General features: G+C 36.4%; 16 protein-coding genes. 11 read left to right on the forward strand and 5 right to left on the reverse strand.

Annotated features, from left to right (window positions below):
- The first annotated feature begins 81 nt into the window (after positions 1-81).
- The 7 genes from sixA to ACG94X_RS04100 all read left to right on the forward strand — a co-directional run bounded on the left by sixA (position 82) and on the right by ACG94X_RS04100 (position 7,455).
- The gene (gene sixA / locus ACG94X_RS04070; protein ID WP_419382457.1) at positions 82-537 is read left to right on the forward strand and encodes a phosphohistidine phosphatase SixA; all 456 of its coding nucleotides are present in this window, start codon (positions 82-84) and stop codon (positions 535-537) included.
- Between the two features lie 38 nt (positions 538-575).
- On the forward strand, positions 576-1,718 hold the full coding sequence (gene gspL / locus ACG94X_RS04075) for a type II secretion system protein GspL (protein WP_419382458.1): 1,143 nt from the start codon (positions 576-578) through the stop codon (positions 1,716-1,718).
- The gene (locus ACG94X_RS04080; RefSeq protein ID WP_419382459.1) at positions 1,718-2,197 is read left to right on the forward strand and encodes a type II secretion system protein M; all 480 of its coding nucleotides are present in this window, start codon (positions 1,718-1,720) and stop codon (positions 2,195-2,197) included. Before gspL ends, ACG94X_RS04080 begins: the two co-directional genes overlap by 1 nt.
- An 89-nt stretch (positions 2,198-2,286) precedes the next feature.
- Positions 2,287-3,291: a quinone-dependent dihydroorotate dehydrogenase gene (locus tag ACG94X_RS04085; protein WP_419382577.1), complete on the forward strand. Its 1,005-nt coding sequence runs from the start codon at positions 2,287-2,289 to the stop codon at positions 3,289-3,291.
- Positions 3,292-3,294: 3 nt separating this feature from the next.
- Positions 3,295-3,885: a CvpA family protein gene (locus ACG94X_RS04090; protein ID WP_419382460.1), complete on the forward strand. Its 591-nt coding sequence runs from the start codon at positions 3,295-3,297 to the stop codon at positions 3,883-3,885.
- Positions 3,886-3,909: 24 nt separating this feature from the next.
- A complete protein-coding gene (purF, locus tag ACG94X_RS04095) occupies positions 3,910-5,454 on the forward strand; it encodes an amidophosphoribosyltransferase (RefSeq protein ID WP_419382461.1) in 1,545 nt (514 codons plus the stop codon).
- A gap of 111 nt (positions 5,455-5,565) precedes the next feature.
- Positions 5,566-7,455 (forward strand): M48 family metalloprotease, encoded by a 1,890-nt coding sequence (locus ACG94X_RS04100; RefSeq protein ID WP_419382462.1) that lies wholly within the window; start codon positions 5,566-5,568, stop codon positions 7,453-7,455.
- 364 nt (positions 7,456-7,819) lie between these two features.
- On the opposite strand, the gene brnQ is transcribed toward ACG94X_RS04100, so the two are convergent.
- Complete coding sequence (brnQ, locus tag ACG94X_RS04105; protein WP_419382463.1) at positions 7,820-9,112, reverse strand: branched-chain amino acid transport system II carrier protein; 1,293 nt, start codon at positions 9,110-9,112, stop codon at positions 7,820-7,822.
- Between the two features lie 340 nt (positions 9,113-9,452).
- Here brnQ and map point away from each other — a divergent pair, with 340 nt between their 5' ends.
- Positions 9,453-10,256 carry a type I methionyl aminopeptidase gene (map, locus tag ACG94X_RS04110; RefSeq protein ID WP_419382464.1) on the forward strand — a complete coding sequence of 268 codons (804 nt, stop codon included), beginning with the start codon at positions 9,453-9,455 and terminating at the stop codon, positions 10,254-10,256.
- Positions 10,257-10,812: 556 nt separating this feature from the next.
- On the opposite strand, the gene ACG94X_RS04115 is transcribed toward map, so the two are convergent.
- The 4 genes from ACG94X_RS04115 to aceR form a co-directional block, all read right to left on the reverse strand.
- Positions 10,813-11,985 (reverse strand): benzoate/H(+) symporter BenE family transporter, encoded by a 1,173-nt coding sequence (locus ACG94X_RS04115; protein WP_419382465.1) that lies wholly within the window; start codon positions 11,983-11,985, stop codon positions 10,813-10,815.
- A 271-nt stretch (positions 11,986-12,256) separates the two neighbouring features.
- Positions 12,257-12,916 (reverse strand): leucine efflux protein LeuE, encoded by a 660-nt coding sequence (leuE, locus tag ACG94X_RS04120; RefSeq protein ID WP_419382466.1) that lies wholly within the window; start codon positions 12,914-12,916, stop codon positions 12,257-12,259.
- 159 nt (positions 12,917-13,075) lie between these two features.
- Positions 13,076-14,065, reverse strand: coding sequence for a transaldolase (gene tal / locus ACG94X_RS04125; RefSeq protein ID WP_419382467.1), 990 nt, complete (start codon positions 14,063-14,065; stop codon positions 13,076-13,078).
- 88 nt (positions 14,066-14,153) lie between these two features.
- A complete protein-coding gene (gene aceR, locus ACG94X_RS04130) occupies positions 14,154-15,044 on the reverse strand; it encodes an HTH-type transcriptional regulator AceR (RefSeq protein WP_419382468.1) in 891 nt (296 codons plus the stop codon).
- A 175-nt stretch (positions 15,045-15,219) separates the two neighbouring features.
- Between aceR and aceI the strand changes: the two genes are divergently transcribed.
- The 3 genes from aceI (at position 15,220) to ACG94X_RS04145 (ending at position 19,832) form a co-directional block, all read left to right on the forward strand.
- Complete coding sequence (gene aceI / locus ACG94X_RS04135) at positions 15,220-15,642, forward strand: chlorhexidine efflux PACE transporter AceI (protein WP_419382469.1); 423 nt, start codon at positions 15,220-15,222, stop codon at positions 15,640-15,642.
- A 242-nt stretch (positions 15,643-15,884) separates the two neighbouring features.
- Entirely contained in the window at positions 15,885-17,936 is a 2,052-nt protein-coding gene (locus tag ACG94X_RS04140) for a hypothetical protein (protein WP_419382470.1), read from the forward strand.
- 180 nt (positions 17,937-18,116) lie between these two features.
- The gene (locus ACG94X_RS04145) at positions 18,117-19,832 is read left to right on the forward strand and encodes a DEAD/DEAH box helicase (RefSeq protein ID WP_419382471.1); all 1,716 of its coding nucleotides are present in this window, start codon (positions 18,117-18,119) and stop codon (positions 19,830-19,832) included.
- The last annotated feature ends 24 nt before the right edge of the window (positions 19,833-19,856 follow it).

A 19,856-nucleotide genomic window follows, 5' to 3' on the forward strand; every position in this document is an offset into this window, starting at 1 on the left:
TGTGACGAAACTCTAGATATTAGAGATGGAATTGTAATAAAGCATCGTTATAATCAGCGCAAGAGTAAATAGGGAAATTTTATGCAACTGACTTTAGTACGTCATGGTGAAGCAGCACCACCAATTAATGGTGTGGATAGTAAACGTCCATTGACAGAGCGAGGGCATAAACAGGCTCAGCAAACGGCTGATTTTTTGAAAAAAAATGTTCAGCCCGATGTATTTGTTGTCAGTACTTTGCTGCGAGCACAGGAGACTTTAGCGCATATTCAACAGTATTATAAAGATGTACCTGTATTGATTTGCGATAAAATTAAACCAGAAGATGATGCGAAACTTGCAATAGAGTGGTTGTCACAATTACCATTTGAAAGTATTGTGGTGGTCTGTCATATGAATGTCGTTGGTTATATTGCTGAACAATTGACGCATGAGCAGTTTAATCCGTTTGCATTGGCTGAGGCACGTATTTACGAGCAATCAGTGATTGCAAATGGTCTTTCTACACAAAATAAAGCCTTTATTCCAACTGTATAAAAGCATTGTAAAAATAAATGAACGGTAGAAAACGATAGATGTTGTATTTATGGATGCCTGAAGCCAATGGGGTTTGGCAGTGGTCGCGCGGAGAAGATTGGAATAAATCTGCGAGTCTAGAACAATTAATTCAAGATATTAAACTTTACCAAGGTGAAGAGACGACGGTCTTTTTCCCAAGCCGTGAAGTTCAGATTCTTCAGCAAAAATTTAATAAAACTCAATATAAACAATTGGGCGCAAATGGAATTAAGTATTTACTCGAAGAATATGTGATTCAACCGATTGATCAAATGAAGGTATTTTCACATTTTCAACAACCTGATCAAATCTTTGTGTTGGGGATTAACCAATATGTGGTAACGACGATGCAACATTCATTGTCATTGCTGCCGTTGAAAATTGTTGCATTATTGCCTGATTTTTTAATTTTGCCTATTCCAGAAGTGGGGCAAAGTATTTTAGCCAATATTAATGGTCAATTGTTGGTACGTGAAAATGAGTTTTTAGGTAACTCAATTGATGATTTAGCTTTGTATCTTGATTTTTCAGATAAAGAAAAAAATTATAAATACAGTGGCTTAACCAGTGAGCAAGCCGTTAGCTTATTTGCGGTTGCAACAACAGATCAGCGTGAAAACTTTAATTACCAATTTGCAGAAATTAAAAAACCGAAACAGCATTCTTTTAATGTACTGCCTAAAGCGAAACAGGAAAATGGCGGTATTTCTCGTTATTGGCAAGCTTGTGCAGCGTTGGTTGTTGCATTGATTATTGCTCAGCTGAGTTGTGATGCTTTACGATGGTTTAAGTTGAAAAAAGTCGCAGATCAGACCGCATTGATTGCTGTGGATCAATATAAAAAATGGTTCCCGAACGAGCAGCGTATTACTGAAGATTCTGTTCAGCGTCAATTTAAAAATAAATTGGCATTGAGTCAGGGTGCGAATACTCAAGCTTTACAACTTTTAAGTCGTGTTGGGCCTATTTTGATGCAGCATCAGATTATTGCTAATCGAGTTAATTATGATGCGTCCGTGTTGAGTATGGACTTAGTGGCTAAATCGTCAGATGCTTTACAGTCGTTGGTGAAACAGTTAAATCAACAAGGATTTAAAGCTGAACTGGGCAATGTGCAGACTCAGGGTGCTACAGTCATTGGATTGGTGAAAATACAATAATGAAAACAATGGGAAATGTACAAAATAAATTTGACGCATGGTCTGAAAAAATTTCTGATCAGTTAGAGAAAATGTCTGTTCGTGAAAGAGTTCTTGTGATTTTTACCACGATTTTTGTTGTGGTTGCACTCATCGGTTCAGCACTGTGGTTTACGCATAAAGCTGCCGAAACTCAGCAGAAACGTCTCAATGATTTGAAGGACTTAGTGGTTTGGATGCAAAGTAATGTGGTGGCGATGAAGCCATCTGATGATTTAGCATTAACGACGGCCGATAAAATTCAAAGAGTCTCGCAACAACAAGGGCTTTCAGTTGCTTCGCAGCAAGTGGGGGAACAATTTCAGATCGTTGCTCAACATCAAAATTATGCGATTCTGGCGAACTTTTTAACTCAAATTGCACAAATGGGTGTAAGTATTGAAAAGATGGAATTGGCAAAAGATGGTGCGCAGATTAAATTAACAGCGACAGTGCAATAGTAAGTGAAAATAAACGTGCTTCAAGCATAGCCTTTTCAAGCCGCTGTGCCTATAATGTGGCAACTCAAAAAGCAGTAGACTTTTTAGCTATGTTGTATTCACTTGCTCGTCCTTTGTTGTTTTCTTTAGCACCAGAGCGTGCACATGAACTCACATTATCCATGCTTAAATCTGCCCATAAAATGGGTATGATTCGTTCAAGTGTTACGGCTAAGCCAGTAACTTGTATGGGTATTGAATTTCCGAATCCTGTTGGTCTTGCAGCAGGATTGGATAAAAATGGCGCATACATTGATGCGCTTGCTGCATTAGGTTTTGGTTTTATCGAAATCGGTACAATTACACCAAAACCTCAAGAGGGTAATCCTCATCCACGGTTATTTCGCCTTCCAAGAGCACAAGCCATTATTAACCGTATGGGTTTTAATAATGCTGGTGCTGATCAACTGGTAGAAAATGTCAAGGCATCTAAATTTAAAGGTATTTTAGGCATTAATATTGGTAAAAATGCTGCAACTCCTGTGGAAGAAGCGACATCTGATTATCTTATATGCTTGGAAAAAGTGTATAACTATGCATCATACATTACCGTAAATATTTCATCACCCAATACCAAAAACTTACGTTCTTTACAAAGTGGTCATGCGCTTACAGAATTATTAGAAACGTTAAAAAATCGTCAGCTTGAATTAGCTGAAGAGTTTCAGCATTATGTTCCTTTGGTTTTAAAAGTTGCGCCTGATCTAGATGCAACGGATATTCAATTTATTGCTTCACAATTGAAGCAGTTTAAAATTGATGGCTTGATTGTCACCAATACGACTCTGTCTCGTGAAGGTGTGGAAGGTTTGCCTTTTGCAGATGAAGCAGGTGGTTTGTCGGGTGCGCCAGTATTTGAGAAAAGTACGGCATGTCTTGCTGCATTTGCTCAAATACTAAAAGATGAAATTCCGCTGATTGGTGTTGGTGGTATTTTGTCAGGTGAACAAGCTGTTGCGAAACAACAAGCGGGTGCCACACTTGTACAAATCTATAGTGGTATGATTTATACAGGCCCAGACCTTATTCAAGACTGCGTAGATGCTATGATCTAAATGATGACAACTATAGACATTGTTATACTGATTTTATTGCTCATTGGAGGGCTAAACGGTTTGCGACAAGGATTCGTTAAAGCCTTTGCGAACTTGGTAGGTTGGATTTTTGCACTGATTGTTGGTGCAAAATATGCAAATATCATCGCTCCTTCAATGTCTGCACTTAGTCAGGATCCTGTGGTGCAAAAAATTGCAGCATTTGCATTTATTGTCTTAGTCATCATTGTTTTAACATGGATTGTAACAGCCCTATTAAACGGTATTTTAAAAACATTAAAGCTTGGGCCTTTAAACCGCTTAGCAGGTGGTGCGCTTGGCACCTTGAAAGGTTTGTTCATCGTCCTCATCACTATGCAAGGGTTAAGCCCTTGGGTAGAAAGTTCTCCGAGTTGGAAACACTCAAAATTCATTCAAACTTTATTACCATTTGCACCATTAGCGACTGAAATTTCAAAAGACGCTGCAAATGAAGCCTTACATCAAATACGTTCAGAAGATCATTCTGATGATGCTTCTACGAGTGATGTTGAAAAGCCTAAATCCAAAACGGATGGGCAATCAGATCATTCAACTAAAAATCCGTTTTATTGATCCTAGCTGGTCTGCGAGGTAGTTATGTGTGGAGTCGTTGGTATAGCTGGTAAATCGCCTGTTAACCAAATGTTATTTGATGCGTTGACGATGTTACAACATCGTGGACAGGATGCAGCTGGGATTGTGACTTGTCATAATGGTCGTCTTTTTTTAAGAAAAGACAATGGTATGGTACGTGACGTATTTCATACTCGCCATATGCGTGCATTATTAGGTAACTATGGTATTGGGCATGTGCGTTACCCAACCGCAGGTTCTTCAAGCAGTGCAGAAGCACAACCATTTTATGTAAATTCTCCTTACGGGATTACATTGGCACATAATGGTAATTTAACCAATGCTGCTGATATTCATGATGATTTATTCAAAACTGACTTACGTCATATGAATACAGATTCTGATTCAGAAGTATTGTTAAATGTATTTGCACATGAATTACAGAAATGTGCATCTCTTACGCCAATGCCAGAAGATATTTTCCATACAGTGAAACGTGTACATGAGCGTTGTAAAGGTGCTTATGGTGTCGTTGCGATGATTACTGGTCATGGTTTAGTGGGTTTCCGTGATCCAAACGGTATTCGCCCTTTAATCTACGGTTCTCGTTTAACTGAGAATGGTGAGAAAGAATATATTATCGCATCTGAATCTGTTGCAATTACAGCTTTAGGCTTTAAAGTCGAGCGTGATATTGAGCCTGGCGAAGCGATTTTTATTAATGCAAAAGGCGAATTTTTCTCACAACAATGTGCAGATAATTCACGATATCGTCCGTGTATTTTTGAATATGTGTATTTTGCACGTCCAGATGCAACGATTGATGGTATTTCAGTTTATAAAGCGCGTTTGAAAATGGGTGAGATGCTCGCGAAGAAAATTCTGCGTGAATGGGGTGAAGCTCATGACATCGATGTGGTTATTCCAATTCCTGATACCAGTCGTACTTCAGCATTAGAATTAGCCAATATTTTGAGTGTGAAATTCCGCGAAGGCTTTATGAAAAACCGATATATCGGTCGTACTTTCATTATGCCAGGTCAACAGCAGCGAACGAAATCTGTACGTCAAAAATTAAACCCAGTTGAACTTGAGTTTAGAGGCAAGAATGTACTGCTGGTAGATGATTCCATTGTTCGTGGTACGACGTGTAATGAAATTATCCAAATGGCACGTGATGCAGGTGCAAAGAGCGTTTATTTTGCTTCTGCTGCGCCTATGGTGAAATATCCAAATGTGTACGGAATTGATATGCCAGTGAAGGCAGAATTGATTGCAGCACATCGTACTGTTGAAGAAATTCAAAATATTATCGGCGCAGATCGTTTGATTTTCCAAGATTTGGATGATTTGAAGGCTGCTGTAAAAACCAGTAAAGTACCAGAAATACAGGACTTTGATTGTTCGGTATTTGATGGGGTTTATGTGACGGGTGATATTGATCAGCAGTATTTAACCAATCTTGAAAATAGCCGTAATGATATGGCGAAGAAACAAAAAGATGGTTATATTGATGTCAATATTGATGCGTCATCGGTAGATTTGAGTGGGATTAAAGAAGAGCTGTAATTTCTTTAATTCATCTTGAAAGAAAATTCTTTGAAGAAAACACTTTGAAAAAGCGGGAATTTCCCGCTTTTTTCATTTATAGTATTTTGCAATGTAATGAGGAAGTTTACATTGAAAGATGTCAGTCATTATTTAACAAAAAACAAAAATCTATTGTGGACTGCGAGCATATGCTTGGTTGCGGTCATTTTGACGATTTTCATTTTAAATACAGTACTTGGTTTGTTGGTCTATTATTTTGAGCCTGAACAATCGATTTGGTGGCATGTACTGAGCCCTTATTTTGTCGGCTTGATCCTTGTTATTGTAATCTGGTCAATTGCGTATGAATTCTATGTATTCCGATCTGGTGGGCACTCTCTAGCTAAACAATTAAAAGCAAGACGTTTGAGTCAAATTGAAAGCACGCCTGAAGAAAGCGTGGCTTTGAAATTAACCCAAAAACTGGCACAAACGTTTGCAATTGATATCCCGACATTATATGTCTTACCTGATGAAGTCGGTGTGAATGCACTGACCGCAGGATTTCACCCCAAAGATACCGTTATTATTTTGACTTGGGGGGCTTTACAAAACTTGGATGAGTTGGAACTTTATGGCTTATTGGGGCATGAGTTTAACCAAATTTTGACGGGTGAAGCCAATGAAAATACACGGCTAAAAATTCTATACAGTGGCTTGATTACTTTTAGTCAGATTGGTAGCAAAATTGCTAAACAGGGTTATAACCGCTATAGCAATCGTCCACAGCATAAATTTGAAACCAGTTTCGTTGCAATTGGTGGTGTGATTTGGCTATTGGGTAGTATGGGGATTCTGATCAACCGCTTAACGAAGTATTTTATTTTAGGCGGGCGTACTTTTTATAATGATTATAAAACCAAAAAATTAATGTTGGATAATGCTAATGTGCAGACCTTATTGCGTATCTATGTGCATCATGCAGGTTCACAAATTCATAGTGAATATTCAGAAGCGATTGCGCATATGTGTTTTGCAAATTCATTGAGTCCGCAAAGTTGGATGAATATTCACCCAAGCATTGAGGATAGAATTTACGAACTCAATCCAACATTATTACAAGACTTACAATTGGAAAATTTAAAAAAATTACGTAACCAACCATTATTTAGTTTATTGCGTTCTTTGGAAGAATCGAATGGGGAAGTATATAACCCTTGGGTGTCGCCACAACCATTACCATTGCTGCGATTATCGCCAATTTCCTTTGCCATTAATGATGCAATTAAGCCTCTAAATTCTGAAGTTCGGCAACAAATAGTGCGTCCAGACTTAATTCAACGTGCGATGCAAACCGCGACAGGCTCTCGGGAAGTGATGGTTGCGATTCTAATGATTCGTCAATACCGCGAATTTATTCCATCAGATGCCCAAGTCAGCCGAGCAATTGTAGATTCATTATTAAATTTGGATGGTCGTGTTCATATTCAAATATTTCACGATGCTTGTGTAAATCTAGGGAATATGCCTGCGACGAGTGCAAGGCAATTTGTCACTAAACTGGCTAAAATTATTCAGGAAGATGGTGAAATTGGCTTGTTGGATGCGTTACTCATCGAGCGAGTCAAGGCGGAGTTGCATTTACTTCCAATGCATACGCCATCTTCATTGGAAACTGTTAAACCACAAATTGTGCGTTTAATCGATGCTTTATTGCATGTGCAGCAGATTAATAGTGCGAATCAGTTGGAAGTGCGTTATCAAATTTTAGATAGAGTGTTGTCTAAAGATGAGCTTGAGTTATTTGAAGATATTTCAGATGAACCCATTGATATTGGTGAGATTTTAAATGATATTTCTGGATTATTGTTACGTGATCGTCTGAGTATTTTAGGTGTCGCAGAAATTTGTTTATGGCATGATCGTATTATTACCCAAGACGAACTGGATGTTTTAGAATTACTGTATTGGCGTTTAGGCTTTAAAACAGAAGAAATTGTTGATCAGATGCAAAAGAAAAATAGTGTGATTATTGTTTGATGATATGGATTGGATGAGATCTTTTGCTCAAAACATTCACATTTGTGAGAGTATTTTAAGTTGGTTATAGGTGTTTCTAGTATGATTGGCAATTATTAAATTTTATTGCAGTTGTCCATTGTTAAACTGTTTAATTAAGCACTTAAATATTGCTCAATATTGTTTTAAATGAGCTTGAGTAATTCATCGCTTATGTATCAAATTAAAGCATCGCCTGATCTTAAATCTAAGAAGTCATTGTTTAAACTTGTGATTGTCGAGTCGTAAGCAATAAGGGCCAGTTGGGTAAACTTGACGATTATTGATCACACATAAAATCTAATTTGGGTAAAATTAAACTCTAATCTCAGATAGTTAAAAAGATTTATTTTTTAACTTTATCGATAACAACACAAATAATAAGAACAATAAGTGATGGAATTAACCATGCAAGATTTTGTTCATTTAAAGGGAGTGTTTGGACAATTTCTGGTAAATAGTTTTTAAAGCTTGTGACTTTAATACCTTCGATAATACCAAATAAGAACGAAATTGCGGTTACGGGTGCAATTACAGCAGATGGACGATTAAATTTTTTCCAGAAAAAACTTAAAAGAATCACAACAATAGCAGGAGGATATATCGCGCTAAGTACTGGCACTGAAAATGCAATAAGTTTGGTTAAACCTAGGTTTGACATAACCAAAGAAAATAAAACGAGAATAAGTACTAAAATTTTGTAAGGGATTTTAGTTAGTTCAGAGAAGTATTCTGCACATGCGCAGGTTAAGCCAATCGACGTTACCATACATGCAATAAAAATAAGTGCAGTGAGGAATAATGAGCCTAAATCACCAAAAGCATGTTGAACATAGGCATGTAGAATCACTGCGCCATTGGCTGCATTTGGAGCGACATCATGACTGCCTAGACCCAGTTTAAATAGGCTGAGGTAAACGAGAGTTAAACCTACACCAGAAATTAAACTCGCAATAATTGCATATCGGGTCACTAATTTTTTGTCTGTTACACCACGAGAGTGAATCGCATGGATAATCACAATACCAAAAACCAAAGCGCCTAAAGTATCCATGGTTAAATAACCACTGACAATACCTTCTGAAACGGGGCTTGCAACATAATTATTAATCGCAGGAGAGATTGAACCTGTTGGAATAATAAATGCAGCAACACCTAAAATAGCAAGTGCGAAAATTTTTAATGGTGCAAGGACATGCCCGACAGTATCTAATAATTTATTTGGATAAAGTGATACAGCAGTAACAAAGGCAAAGTAGATAACACTATAGGTGAAAAGTGCAGCATTACCATTTCCGAAATAAGGAGAAAATCCAATTTCATAAGAAACGGTTGCAGTACGAGGTGTTGCAAAAAGTGGCCCAACAGTTAAATAGCACACCACTGTGAGAATTAAGCTTGCAACTTTACCTAGAGGTGAACTTAAAATTGCAATAGAACCTTCTGTTTTAGAAAGTGCCATAATGGTGAGAACAGGTAATCCTACAGCTGTGATTAGAAAACCTAGGGCAGCGAGCCAAACGTGTTCACCCGCTTGTTGAGCAACAATAGGTGGAAAGATAATATTGCCAGCCCCAATAAATAAGGCAAAGGTCATGAACCCTAAAGCAATAATATCCTTAGTACGGAGATTAGTCATAAAGGAAGAAATTGGAGAAACAAAGACAGTGATTTTAGTGGAAAAGCAATTTTTTTTGTATTTTATTTTATGTTTAATATTCCATATTTTTATAAATTATAATCAATTAGCGAAATAAGTTATATTTATGTAGATGAAAAATAGATAAATTATCTATAAATTAAAATATAGAGATTGGTTATTTATTTTTATAAAAATAGGATTAAATTTTAATTTACGTCGCTTTATGTACGATTATTTGTGACATATCTATCAATATGGGGCTTATGTTCTATAAGAAAGCACCCAAAAAGGTATGAAAAGGCATATAATAGCCATTCAATTTTGCGGACAGATACACATGAAAGCTTCTACTATCACCATTAAAACTGAACAAGACCTTGAAAAGTTAAGAGTGTCTGGGCGTTTGGCTGCTCAAGTTTTAGAAATGATAGGCACGTATGTGAAGCCGGGTGTATCGACTGAATATTTAGATGACATTTGTAATGATTATATTGTGAATACCCTCAAAGTTATTCCTGCAAATGTTGGTTATTATGGTTATACCAAAACCACCTGTATTTCACCCAATGAAGTGGTTTGTCACGGTATTCCATCAGCACATTCGATTTTGCAAGATGGCGACATCATTAATATTGATGTGGCAATTATCAAAGATAGTTATTTTGGTGATACTAGCCGAATGTATTATGTTGGTACAGTAAAACCTGAAGCTAAAAAATTAGTAGAAACTACTTATGAGGCAATGCTAGCAGGGATTCATACGGTGAAGCCTGGTGCGACTTTAGGTGATGTTGGTGCTGCTATTCAACATGTTGCGGAACGTGAAGGTTATTCAATTGTTCGTGAATACTGTGGTCACGGCATTGGCAAAGTTTACCATGAGCAACCGAATGTGCTGCATTATGGTCAGACTGGACAAGGTCTGATTTTAAAGAAGGGCATGGTATTTACGATTGAACCCATGGTTAATGCTGGAAAAGCACGTGTTAAAGAACTTAAAGATGGCTGGACTGTCGTGACAGCGGATAAGTCTTTATCTGCGCAATGGGAACATATGGTTGCTGTGACTGAGACTGGATTTGAGCTTTTATCACCGTGGCCTGAAGGTACTGGTGACTATCATGAAATTAAAAGCTGTTAAATTTAAAACTTAGAGATTTAAATACTCAAGTTTAAAAGCTCAGAATTTAAAAATTTGGAAAATGAGTGCTATTAAACTTTAGTCTTAGGATTCTATCTATTTGGGTTGTTTGTTATTTTAAACCTTATCTTTTTTGTGATATTTATCTCGTATTTTTTAAATTAAGTAAAATATGTTGTTTTATTGATATAAAAAATGTCTAAGATGATATATATAAAGTATTAGTTTAATAGTGTGTTCAGCGTTATTATCTATTCCAGATTCTAGCTGTAGTTTCTATTTTAATTTGACTTATTTAAGTTTTCAAGCTTATCCATCCTAGGGTAAGCTTTTTTTTGTCTAAAATTTGATGGCTTTAATGCATAAGTTATGCTGATTTATATGGCATTTTTTAGATTCTTTTCAAATCTAGAAAATTGTGATATTGATCCAGATCGCTAATATAATGTATTGACCATTTTAAATATCATTGCAAAGCTTTTATGAATGAAGAAAGTATCGTATTTTCAACATCCATAAAAGTAATTTTTATAAAGCCCTTATTTAAGCAAAAAACTTATTTTTTCGCTCTAAAATTTAGAATAATAGACACGGCGAAACCAAAGAGTAAGCCCCAAAATGCCGAACCGATACCAAAAAATTGGATACCTGAAGCACTGAATAAGAAGGTGAGTAAAGCAGCCTCTCTGTCTTTTACTTCATGAAATGCAATTGCAAGGTTGTGACTAATTGTTCCGAACAGTGCGATTCCTGCTAATGCAACAATAAATAGCGATGGAAACGACATAAGCAAACTGGTTAACGTCGCTGCAAACAGTCCCATTAATATATAGAAAAAGCCACAGCTCATTCCTGCGATATAACGTTTAGATGGATCTGGGTGAACTTGATCGTCTAAGCTGACTGCTGCACTAATCGCTGCAATATTCACGGTATAGCAACCAAATGGCGCAAGCAAGGTTTGAGCCGTACCTGTCCAACCAATCAATTGATTCACATGGGGCTGGTAGCCATAGCTTTTAATCATTGCAATACCTGGTAAATATTGCGAAGCCATATTAATCACAAATAAAGGCAGGGCAAGTCCTAAAATAGCAGACCAAGTAAATTCAGGTGTCATCCATACAGGTTGTGCAAGTCCCCAGTGTAAACTCGGGATGTGAAATTCCATGAAAAATGGACAAATGAGAATGCCTGCAATGACTGTAATGACAATGCAATACCGAGTCCACAGTCGTTTAGTGACAATATAGACTGCTAATAAGCTCAGAATAAATGCCCAATTGTTTTGCATACTGGCAAATAGCGCAATACCAAATTTTAGTAACACGCCTGCAAGCATCGCACTGGTTAGGCTTTGTGGAATATAGGCAAGTGCTTTCTCGAAAACACCTAAAAAACCTAAGATTGCGGTGAGTAATCCACAAACTAAAAATGCACCAATAGCTTCATAAAGTGAGTAGCCACTGGCGGATGCAATAATTAAGGCAAGTGCTGCAGTTGACCATGAAGTAGCCACTGGATATTTGAATTTCCAAGAAAGGAGTAATCCCGAAAGACCAATACCTAAACCCAATGCCCAAAACCATGAGGTAATTTGATCCTGATTTGCACCGAGTTGCTGCGCTGCTTGAATGACCAGCACTGCAGAAACACTGATCCCAATTAAGAAGGTAATAAAGCCTGCAAAAACTGCAGGAATAGAAAAGTCTTGGAGAAGTTTTTGCATAATCCGTTGCTTGAAATTTGACTAAATGGTGAAAATGAATGGTCATCATACACCGAACATTGAACAGCTTTGTAGTGAAAATCTAAATATCAAAGAATAAAAACATGAAAGATTCTAATGAACATCATGAGCGAAATTTATGTTACTAATGCTTTTATTCCCAGTTCCTTATTAAGTGATTGATCTTTGGGATTAGACGATCAAATTTGAATCTATAATCAAATTTTTTTGAGCTTCTGAACGGATTTTTATTCCCAAACTGTGTTTAAACTTACATGGTTGAAGTTGCGAGCTTTAATCCAAATCCACAAAATAATAATCCAACACATGCCACACAGCTTGCGGCAACTTTATAACGGCGATTAAAGAAATTGGCAAGTTTTACACCTGAAAAAATTAAAATGGTGAGATAACCCATGCTAATAATTTGTAAAATGACGGAAAGTGCTGCAAAACTCAATGCAGGATAGGGATAAGCAGGGTCAACAAATTGTACAAAGAATGAGAGATAGAACATGATGGCTTTAGGATTGAGCAAGCTAATAGTCAGCGCTGTTCTAAATGGATGGAATTCGGCAACAGTTGAGCGATTATTTAAGTCAGAATCTGCTTGAATACTTTGAGGTTTACTTTGCCAAGTTTTAACGCTTGCAATGAGTAGGCGAATACCGAGATACGAGAGGTAAGCTGCGCCAACAACTTTGAGAATGATAAACAGCCACGGAAAGGCATGTAGTAAAGATGCAGCACCGAGTACAGTGCATAAGATGAGGATTAAGTCACCTGTAAAAACACCTAAAGCACCGATATAACCCGTTTGAATACCAAATCTAGATGCAATTGACATCACATAAAGTGAGTTAGGGCCTGGTAAAATAACGATAAAAATTGTCCCTAGAATATAAGTCAAAATATCAGTTATACCAAACACGTGATGCTCACTTTAGATAAGATAATTAAAAAACCGAGCTTGCATCATAGCAAACTAGGCTGAAAATACTGAGTAATTATGTTGCAACTTTTACTGGAATTATCCAGTAAAAGTTATTCTAAAAAGGCTTTAAACTAGAAAAATTACAGAAAGTTATACTTAATCAATAAAATCAGCATCTAAACCAAAAGATTGACGTAATAATAAAGCCAATTGTTCACGTGCTTTAATAAAGCCATCTATGCCGCCTTGCAACAATTGGAAAGCCATTAGGTCAGATTCTAATTGTTGTTTAAATTCAGCTTTTGAAATTTTTTCATGTGGCTGATCTGGATCTGTTTGAGCATGTTCATTGTTGAGCTGTGCTTCAACAACTCGCATATCTTGTCCTAATTTTTCAAGCAAATTAGGTGCAACGGTTAACAAGTCACAACCTGCAAGTCCAAGTACTTGGTCTACACTACGGAAACTTGCACCCATCACTTCAGTCTTAATGTGATGTTGTTTGTAATAATGATAAATTTCTTTAACTGAAAGTACACCCGGATCTTCTTCTATAGGATAACTTTCAATATTTTCAGCTTTTTTGAACCAATCTAAAATACGTCCAACAAAAGGAGAAATTAACGTCACCTTTGCATCTGCACAAGCCTTGGCTTGGTGTAAACCAAATAGAAGCGTTAGATTACAATGAATTCCTTCGGCTTCAAGTGCTTTGGCAGCTTGAATACCTTCCCATGTAGAAGCAATTTTGATTAAAATACGATTTTGGTCAATGCCGTAATCTTGATATAAAGCAAGCAGTTCTTTGGCTTTGGTAATGGTTTCTTCAGTATTATAAGAAAGTGCAGCATCAACTTCAGTCGAAACACGACCTTCAATAATATTTAAAATCTCTACGCCCAATTTGACGGTGAGAATATCGATTGTACGCTCTACCAGTTGATCGAGTTGATAACCTTCTTGTTTTGCTTGTGCATAAGCGTCTTCAATCAATTCACGATTCTCAGGCTGTTGTGCCGCAGCTGTGATCAATGAAGGATTGGTGGTTGCATCTAAAGGGCGAAATTGTTGAATTGCATTTAAATCACCTGAATCAGCAACAATTGTGGTTAAGCGTTTTAATTGGTCTAGTGCAGATTGTGTCATTGCTGGTTATTTCTTAGTTAAAATAGTTGTGATTTATTTATAACACAATGCAATTTTAGCAAAAGTACAAAATGCATTGAAAACGCCATTATTTTGTATGAATTCTTTGATTTCTGATGTGATTAATCAAAAAACGAGCAGCTGAACCAAGATGGCTTTCTCTATTCCAAACTAAATCTACAAAATATTCAAACTTGGGTGTGAAATCGAGCAAATCTAAAATTTTTAATTGATACTTAAGCTCTGGATTCTCATTGAACATCTGTAAGGGCAATACTCCCCATCCCAATTGTTTTAAAATGAGGGAGCATGCGGAATGATGATTGTCTGTACGCCAATAATTTTTAGAATAGAGTAATTCAGGTTTAACTGTTCGATCACGGCTCGCAACAACAATTTGACGGCTTTGCAAAATTTGTTCAAACCTCACTTGAGAATGAACCGATAAAGGATGGTGAATTGATGCTACAGGTACTAAAGCCTCTTTCTTAAATTCTACGAATTGTTCACGACTTTCTAAAAATTCACGTTCAAACATGAGTGCAAGTTGTGCAGTTTGGTTAATCAGCATTTTTAAAGCATCTTCCTGTGGTGCACTAAAAATATTGATCTGCAAAGTGGGGAAATGTTCAGCCAATAATGCGACATATTCTGTCCAATCCGTATGGATCAGCTCTGAAACCACCACAATATTGAGCGCAGATTCTAAACCTTCACTCAGAGCAAGAGCTTGTTGTTTCCATTGATTCATTTCTACAAGCAATTGCTCCGTTTTTTCAAAAAGAAAATTTGCTTGAGGTGTTGGAACTGGTTCGCGTCCTACACGATCGAAAAGTTTAAGATTTAGATCAATTTCTAAATTGGCAATGGACATACTCACAGCGGAAGGCACTTTTCCAAGTTTCCGTGCGGCAGCAGAAAATGAACCTGTTTCCATCACAGTTTTAAAAATCGTTAATTGTTCTTGGTTGATATTCATACTTTAAGCCATGTAAACAAATGATTGTTTTGCAATTTAAAAATTCATTAGAGATAGAGGCATGAATCAATCGTTTCAACCTTTCAATGAAACTGAAAGAACCTGACTCGATTGATCAATAATATCAAAATATACTACAGCCATCTTAATCAGTAAATGAAGTGAGTATTTTAAAATGATGATTTCTAAAAGAAGGATTATTCATGCACTGAGCTATGAAATCATTCTATTGGTGATCATAGCGATTGCATTAAGTTTTATTTTTGAAGTTCCAATGGAAGTGACAGGAACTTTAGGTATCGCAATGGCTGTGACTTCGGTCATTTGGAATATGGTTTTTAATCACTTTTTTGAAAAATATGAACAGAAGAAAAAGTTTAAACGTACTATCAAAGTTCGTATTTTACATGCGATTGGTTTTGAGGGCGGATTAATGATTGCGACCATTCCTATGGTGGCATATGCGATGAATATGTCTATCCTACAAGCGGTTATTTTGGACTTAGGATTGACCAGTTGTATTCTAGTCTATACCTTTGTTTTCCAATGGTGTTATGACCTGATTGAAGCGCGTATTACGCCCAAAGCAACGTGTTAATACTATGATTTTTCATGACGATGAAGTGTTGTAATGTCATTACATTAGCATTACTTTATCGTCAATTATTTTCTAAAAGTAGTTTATATTTAACGTGTATTCAGCTGCACAAAATTTCAAATGTATAATGGTTGAACGAATAAACAAAAAATTGCAAAAGATAATGTTATTCAATATGTTTTGCAGGTTCGTTGGCTTAGAATAAAGCTTCATCGTCATCATGAGAAAGATTGAGGCAGGTTATGCAACAGTTGCTACCTAAAGAGTTGCACAATACGCACCAGATTGCTGCACAAGCATTGCTTCAAATTTCTACTGAGTTAAAGCAAATTTACTTGGATCAACTTTTTTATTTTAAAAATATAACAGCAGAGAACTTTTTTCATTTCCAAGAGAATGTGCTGAGTTTAGGGATAGCGCATCAATTCATTCAAGTTTCTTTAGATGAAATATCGGGCTTACTATTTAAGCTCAACCTTGAAAATAGAGAGTTGAATGCAGATCATTTAATTAAATTCATCAGTGAAGAAATCAATTTTTATACCGATGGATTTCAGCACATTCACCCAACAGATTTAAAAACAAAAACTCAAATGTTCCGTCAAACGGTGATTGAACAAGTCTTTGAATGGATTGATGGTGAAAATCGGGTAGAGCAGTATTTATATAATATTAGCCTATATGAAGCGCAAAAAATGGATCAAATTCTCATGCAATATGAGTATTTTGATTATGCTTATATAACTGATTTTGCACAATATGGTAAAGAAATTCCGTTAGATGTTGAAATTAATATCAAACATTTATTGCTCATTAATTCTATTTTAGGTCATGAGTTTTTACCAGTTTCTGAATTACAGCCAAAATTATACCAACTGAGTTATGCCTTAGATAAATTTATTCCTAGTCATTATTTGCGAATTTTTAAGATTTTTTATCCTGAATTTTTACAGCTGAAAGACATTATTCAGCACTTTAATAGCTATCGATTATTGTCTAAACATGCGCAAGAACAGCCGCATCTGATGGCCTATGTGAAATTAATGCAGCGTGGCTATTGGCAATATCAAGATTTATTGAATAAACAACATTTTCTAGATCCTAAAGCGCCGTATTGGGATCAAGATTCGATCCAAAAACTACCATTTTGTAACGCTAAACGCAGTGCCAATTGGTTGTTTAAGCAAGATGCATTGGTGAATGATTGGGTTGCGTTGCATGTGAATAGTATTAGTACGAGGATTACGCTCAATGCGCTCAGTTTTATGGATACCTCCAAAATAGATACAGAAGTCTTGGTCTGTGTTTTAAGATTCTTTAGAAATACTTCTGCACGGTTATTTTTGAATGAATGTTATGAATTTGCGATCGATAATGATTGGACGAATGACCCGAAAAATGATCGTTATGACATTCAGTCGATGGATGGTCAGGCACAAAAAAATAGAAAAATCATTTCAAAATCATTTTTATATATTGATGAATGGATAGATCTGACCGTATTAATGACGCAAGATCAGCCGATGCTCTATAAGAAAATAACCTTCAAAATTAACAGAGTGATTCAAGCCTTTATGTTGTTTGTGCAAAATATTGTGTTTGATTTACCCAAAGAATTATTGGCATTTATTGATCCCCAAAAACAGCAACATCCTGATTTTTTTAGGTTATTAAAGAAACATGAAATTAAAGTTGACGATTTTCGCAAAAAATTTAAACATATGCCGACACGTAGAATCCCCAAGCAAAGTATCTTTGATAGTTTTGTTTTAGATTATTTGATGAATGTTTTTGATCAAAATCAAGAGATTGGAAAAAATGTGACTTGGTTAAGTCTATATCACCAATCTGAGCGTTGGCATGAGCAGGTTTATTTTGAAACTACATTGTCAAAACTCAAACAAGATGTAGAGCTTGAGCAGTGGGATAGGGTTTCTCCGATGCAGAAAATCTATTTTGAACAATGGTGTTATGAGGAACTTTCGAGCTTAAAACGAATTATTCAAGAGTCGATTGTATTTAAACATTGTCTAGCGCTGTCTTATACCAAACGTATTATTGATAAAGAATATGTTGCATTCAATATGACTAATATTGAAGATCCAAGTTTGGAATTTACTTTAGGTTGTTTTTACACCTTGGGGCAATTGTCTTTTGATCAAATTCGTTTGCCGAATAACAAAATTCCAGATGAGCGCTATATGTTGCAAGCATTACGTTTTATTCATGATGTGAATCAACATTTAAAATGGAAGTTGACCATTCAGCCGAATGAAGAACTGGGTGATTTATAAAATGTGTTTGCCTTACATAAATTGTATGAATCAAATATATGTAAATTATGAGCAGGACTGGGCTAAAATCATCAGTTCAGCATGTATTAAAATGCGAAAGTTGTGCATTCGGCTTAACATTTTCATCAAAAATCGTTAGGCTATAGCAGTCCAAAACTGATCAGGTCGATATAGGCTGTTATGAAACAAGAAACTGCACTCAAACTCATGAAAGCGGGTGAAAATGTCTTTTTGACTGGGTCAGCAGGTGCAGGGAAAACCTATACGCTTAATCAATACATCAATTATTTAAAAGCCCGTAAAGTGCCAGTGGCAATTACCGCATCGACAGGAATTGCAGCAACGCATATGAATGGAATGACCATTCACACGTGGGCAGGTATTGGGATTAAAGACACGCTTTCAGATGATGATCTGAAACGTATGAAAGAACGTAAATATTTAAAAGAGCATTTAGAAAATGCCCAAGTTTTAATTATTGATGAAATTTCGATGTTGCATGCTAAGCAATTGAATTTGGTCAATCAAGTTTTAAAATATTTTAAAGAATCTGATGAAGCTTTTGGTGGCATACAAGTCATTGCCGCTGGGGATTTTTTCCAGTTGCCGCCAGTGGGTCGCAATAGTGAACAAAACCGCGATAAATTCTGTTTTATGTCAACTGCTTGGGTCGAAGCCAAGTTTCGAGTATGCTATTTAACAGAGCAACATCGTCAAGATGATTCAGCATTAAATGATATTCTCAATGCAATTCGTGCTCAAAGCATTCAAGCGCATCATATTCAAGCACTACAAAGTACACGTGACCAAGACATTGGCGAGACCTACACACGTTTATATACGCATAATATGGATGTCGATAGTATCAATTTTCAACACCTGAATGCGATTGAAGGTACAGATCATCAATTTGTTGCCGTGGCAGATGGTAATGAAAAACTGATTGAAACATTAAAGTCTTCTGTACGTGCGCCCAATGAGTTGACGTTGAAAAAGCATGCCAAAGTCATGTTTGTAAAAAATAACTTTGATATGGGGTATATCAACGGTAGTTTAGGTGAAGTTATTGGTTTTGAAGAAGATGATCAATTGGGAATGTTACCAAAAGTTAAAATGACCGATGGTACAACGCTGTTGGTTGCACCTGAAACGTGGTCTGTCGATAACGAAGGTGGTAAAACCATTGCCAGTTTACAGCAAGTACCATTGCGGTTGGCTTGGGCGATCACCATTCACAAATCACAAGGTATGACTTTAGAAGCTGCAGAAATTAACCTCAGCCATACGTTTGAAAAAGGGCAAGGCTATGTGGCTTTGTCACGACTTAAATCGATTAACGGATTAAGATTACTTGGTTTTAACGACCAAGCTTTAGAGTTGGATAGTTTGGCAATTAAAGCAGATCGTCGTTTTCAAGAACTTTCCAATGAAGCAATAGAGCATTATTTGGAAGCTGATTTAACCCAGCAGCATAATTCTTTTATTCGTCATTGTGGAGGTACATTAAATGCCACAGAAATTGAACGTAATGAGAAAAAACAAGCGAAGAGTGCTGGTAAAACCAATTATGCTTCTGCGACTTTGGATGAAACTCGTGAGCTCTTTGAAGGTGGTTATGAAATCCAAGATATTGCAGTTGAGCGAGGTTTAACACCTGCAACAATTATCAACCATTTGGCACGTTTACACCGTGAACAAGGTCTGGATATTTCAATTGCAAGTCCAGGTGAAGAAGTAGTTGAGCAAGTTCGTAAGATTTATAAAAAATTGTTAAAACGCCAAGATCCAAGTCATTTTAGCGATGATGGCGTTATTAAGTTACGCCCAATTGTAGATTTGACTAGTCCTAAGATGGGTTATGATCAGGTTCGTTTGGCGTTATTATTTGTTGAATAATGTGTTTTAAAATCTAAGCTGTTA

It is taken from the genome of Acinetobacter psychrotolerans (assembly GCF_048552595.1).
Taxonomy (GTDB): Bacteria; Pseudomonadota; Gammaproteobacteria; order Pseudomonadales; family Moraxellaceae; genus Acinetobacter.

Coding starts and splice junctions, on each gene's coding strand:
- sixA (WP_419382457.1), top strand. CDS start 82: ATGCAACTGACTTTAGTACGTCATGGTGAAGCAGCACCACCAATTAAT.
- gspL (WP_419382458.1), top strand. CDS start 576: ATGTTGTATTTATGGATGCCTGAAGCCAATGGGGTTTGGCAGTGGTCG.
- ACG94X_RS04080 (WP_419382459.1), top strand. CDS start 1,718: ATGAAAACAATGGGAAATGTACAAAATAAATTTGACGCATGGTCTGAA.
- ACG94X_RS04085 (WP_419382577.1), top strand. CDS start 2,287: ATGTTGTATTCACTTGCTCGTCCTTTGTTGTTTTCTTTAGCACCAGAG.
- ACG94X_RS04090 (WP_419382460.1), top strand. CDS start 3,295: ATGACAACTATAGACATTGTTATACTGATTTTATTGCTCATTGGAGGG.
- purF (WP_419382461.1), top strand. CDS start 3,910: ATGTGTGGAGTCGTTGGTATAGCTGGTAAATCGCCTGTTAACCAAATG.
- brnQ (WP_419382463.1), bottom strand. CDS start 9,112: ATGACTAATCTCCGTACTAAGGATATTATTGCTTTAGGGTTCATGACC.
- map (WP_419382464.1), top strand. CDS start 9,453: ATGAAAGCTTCTACTATCACCATTAAAACTGAACAAGACCTTGAAAAG.
- ACG94X_RS04115 (WP_419382465.1), bottom strand. CDS start 11,985: ATGCAAAAACTTCTCCAAGACTTTTCTATTCCTGCAGTTTTTGCAGGC.
- tal (WP_419382467.1), bottom strand. CDS start 14,065: ATGACACAATCTGCACTAGACCAATTAAAACGCTTAACCACAATTGTT.
- aceR (WP_419382468.1), bottom strand. CDS start 15,044: ATGAATATCAACCAAGAACAATTAACGATTTTTAAAACTGTGATGGAA.
- aceI (WP_419382469.1), top strand. CDS start 15,220: ATGATGATTTCTAAAAGAAGGATTATTCATGCACTGAGCTATGAAATC.
- ACG94X_RS04140 (WP_419382470.1), top strand. CDS start 15,885: ATGCAACAGTTGCTACCTAAAGAGTTGCACAATACGCACCAGATTGCT.
- ACG94X_RS04145 (WP_419382471.1), top strand. CDS start 18,117: ATGAAACAAGAAACTGCACTCAAACTCATGAAAGCGGGTGAAAATGTC.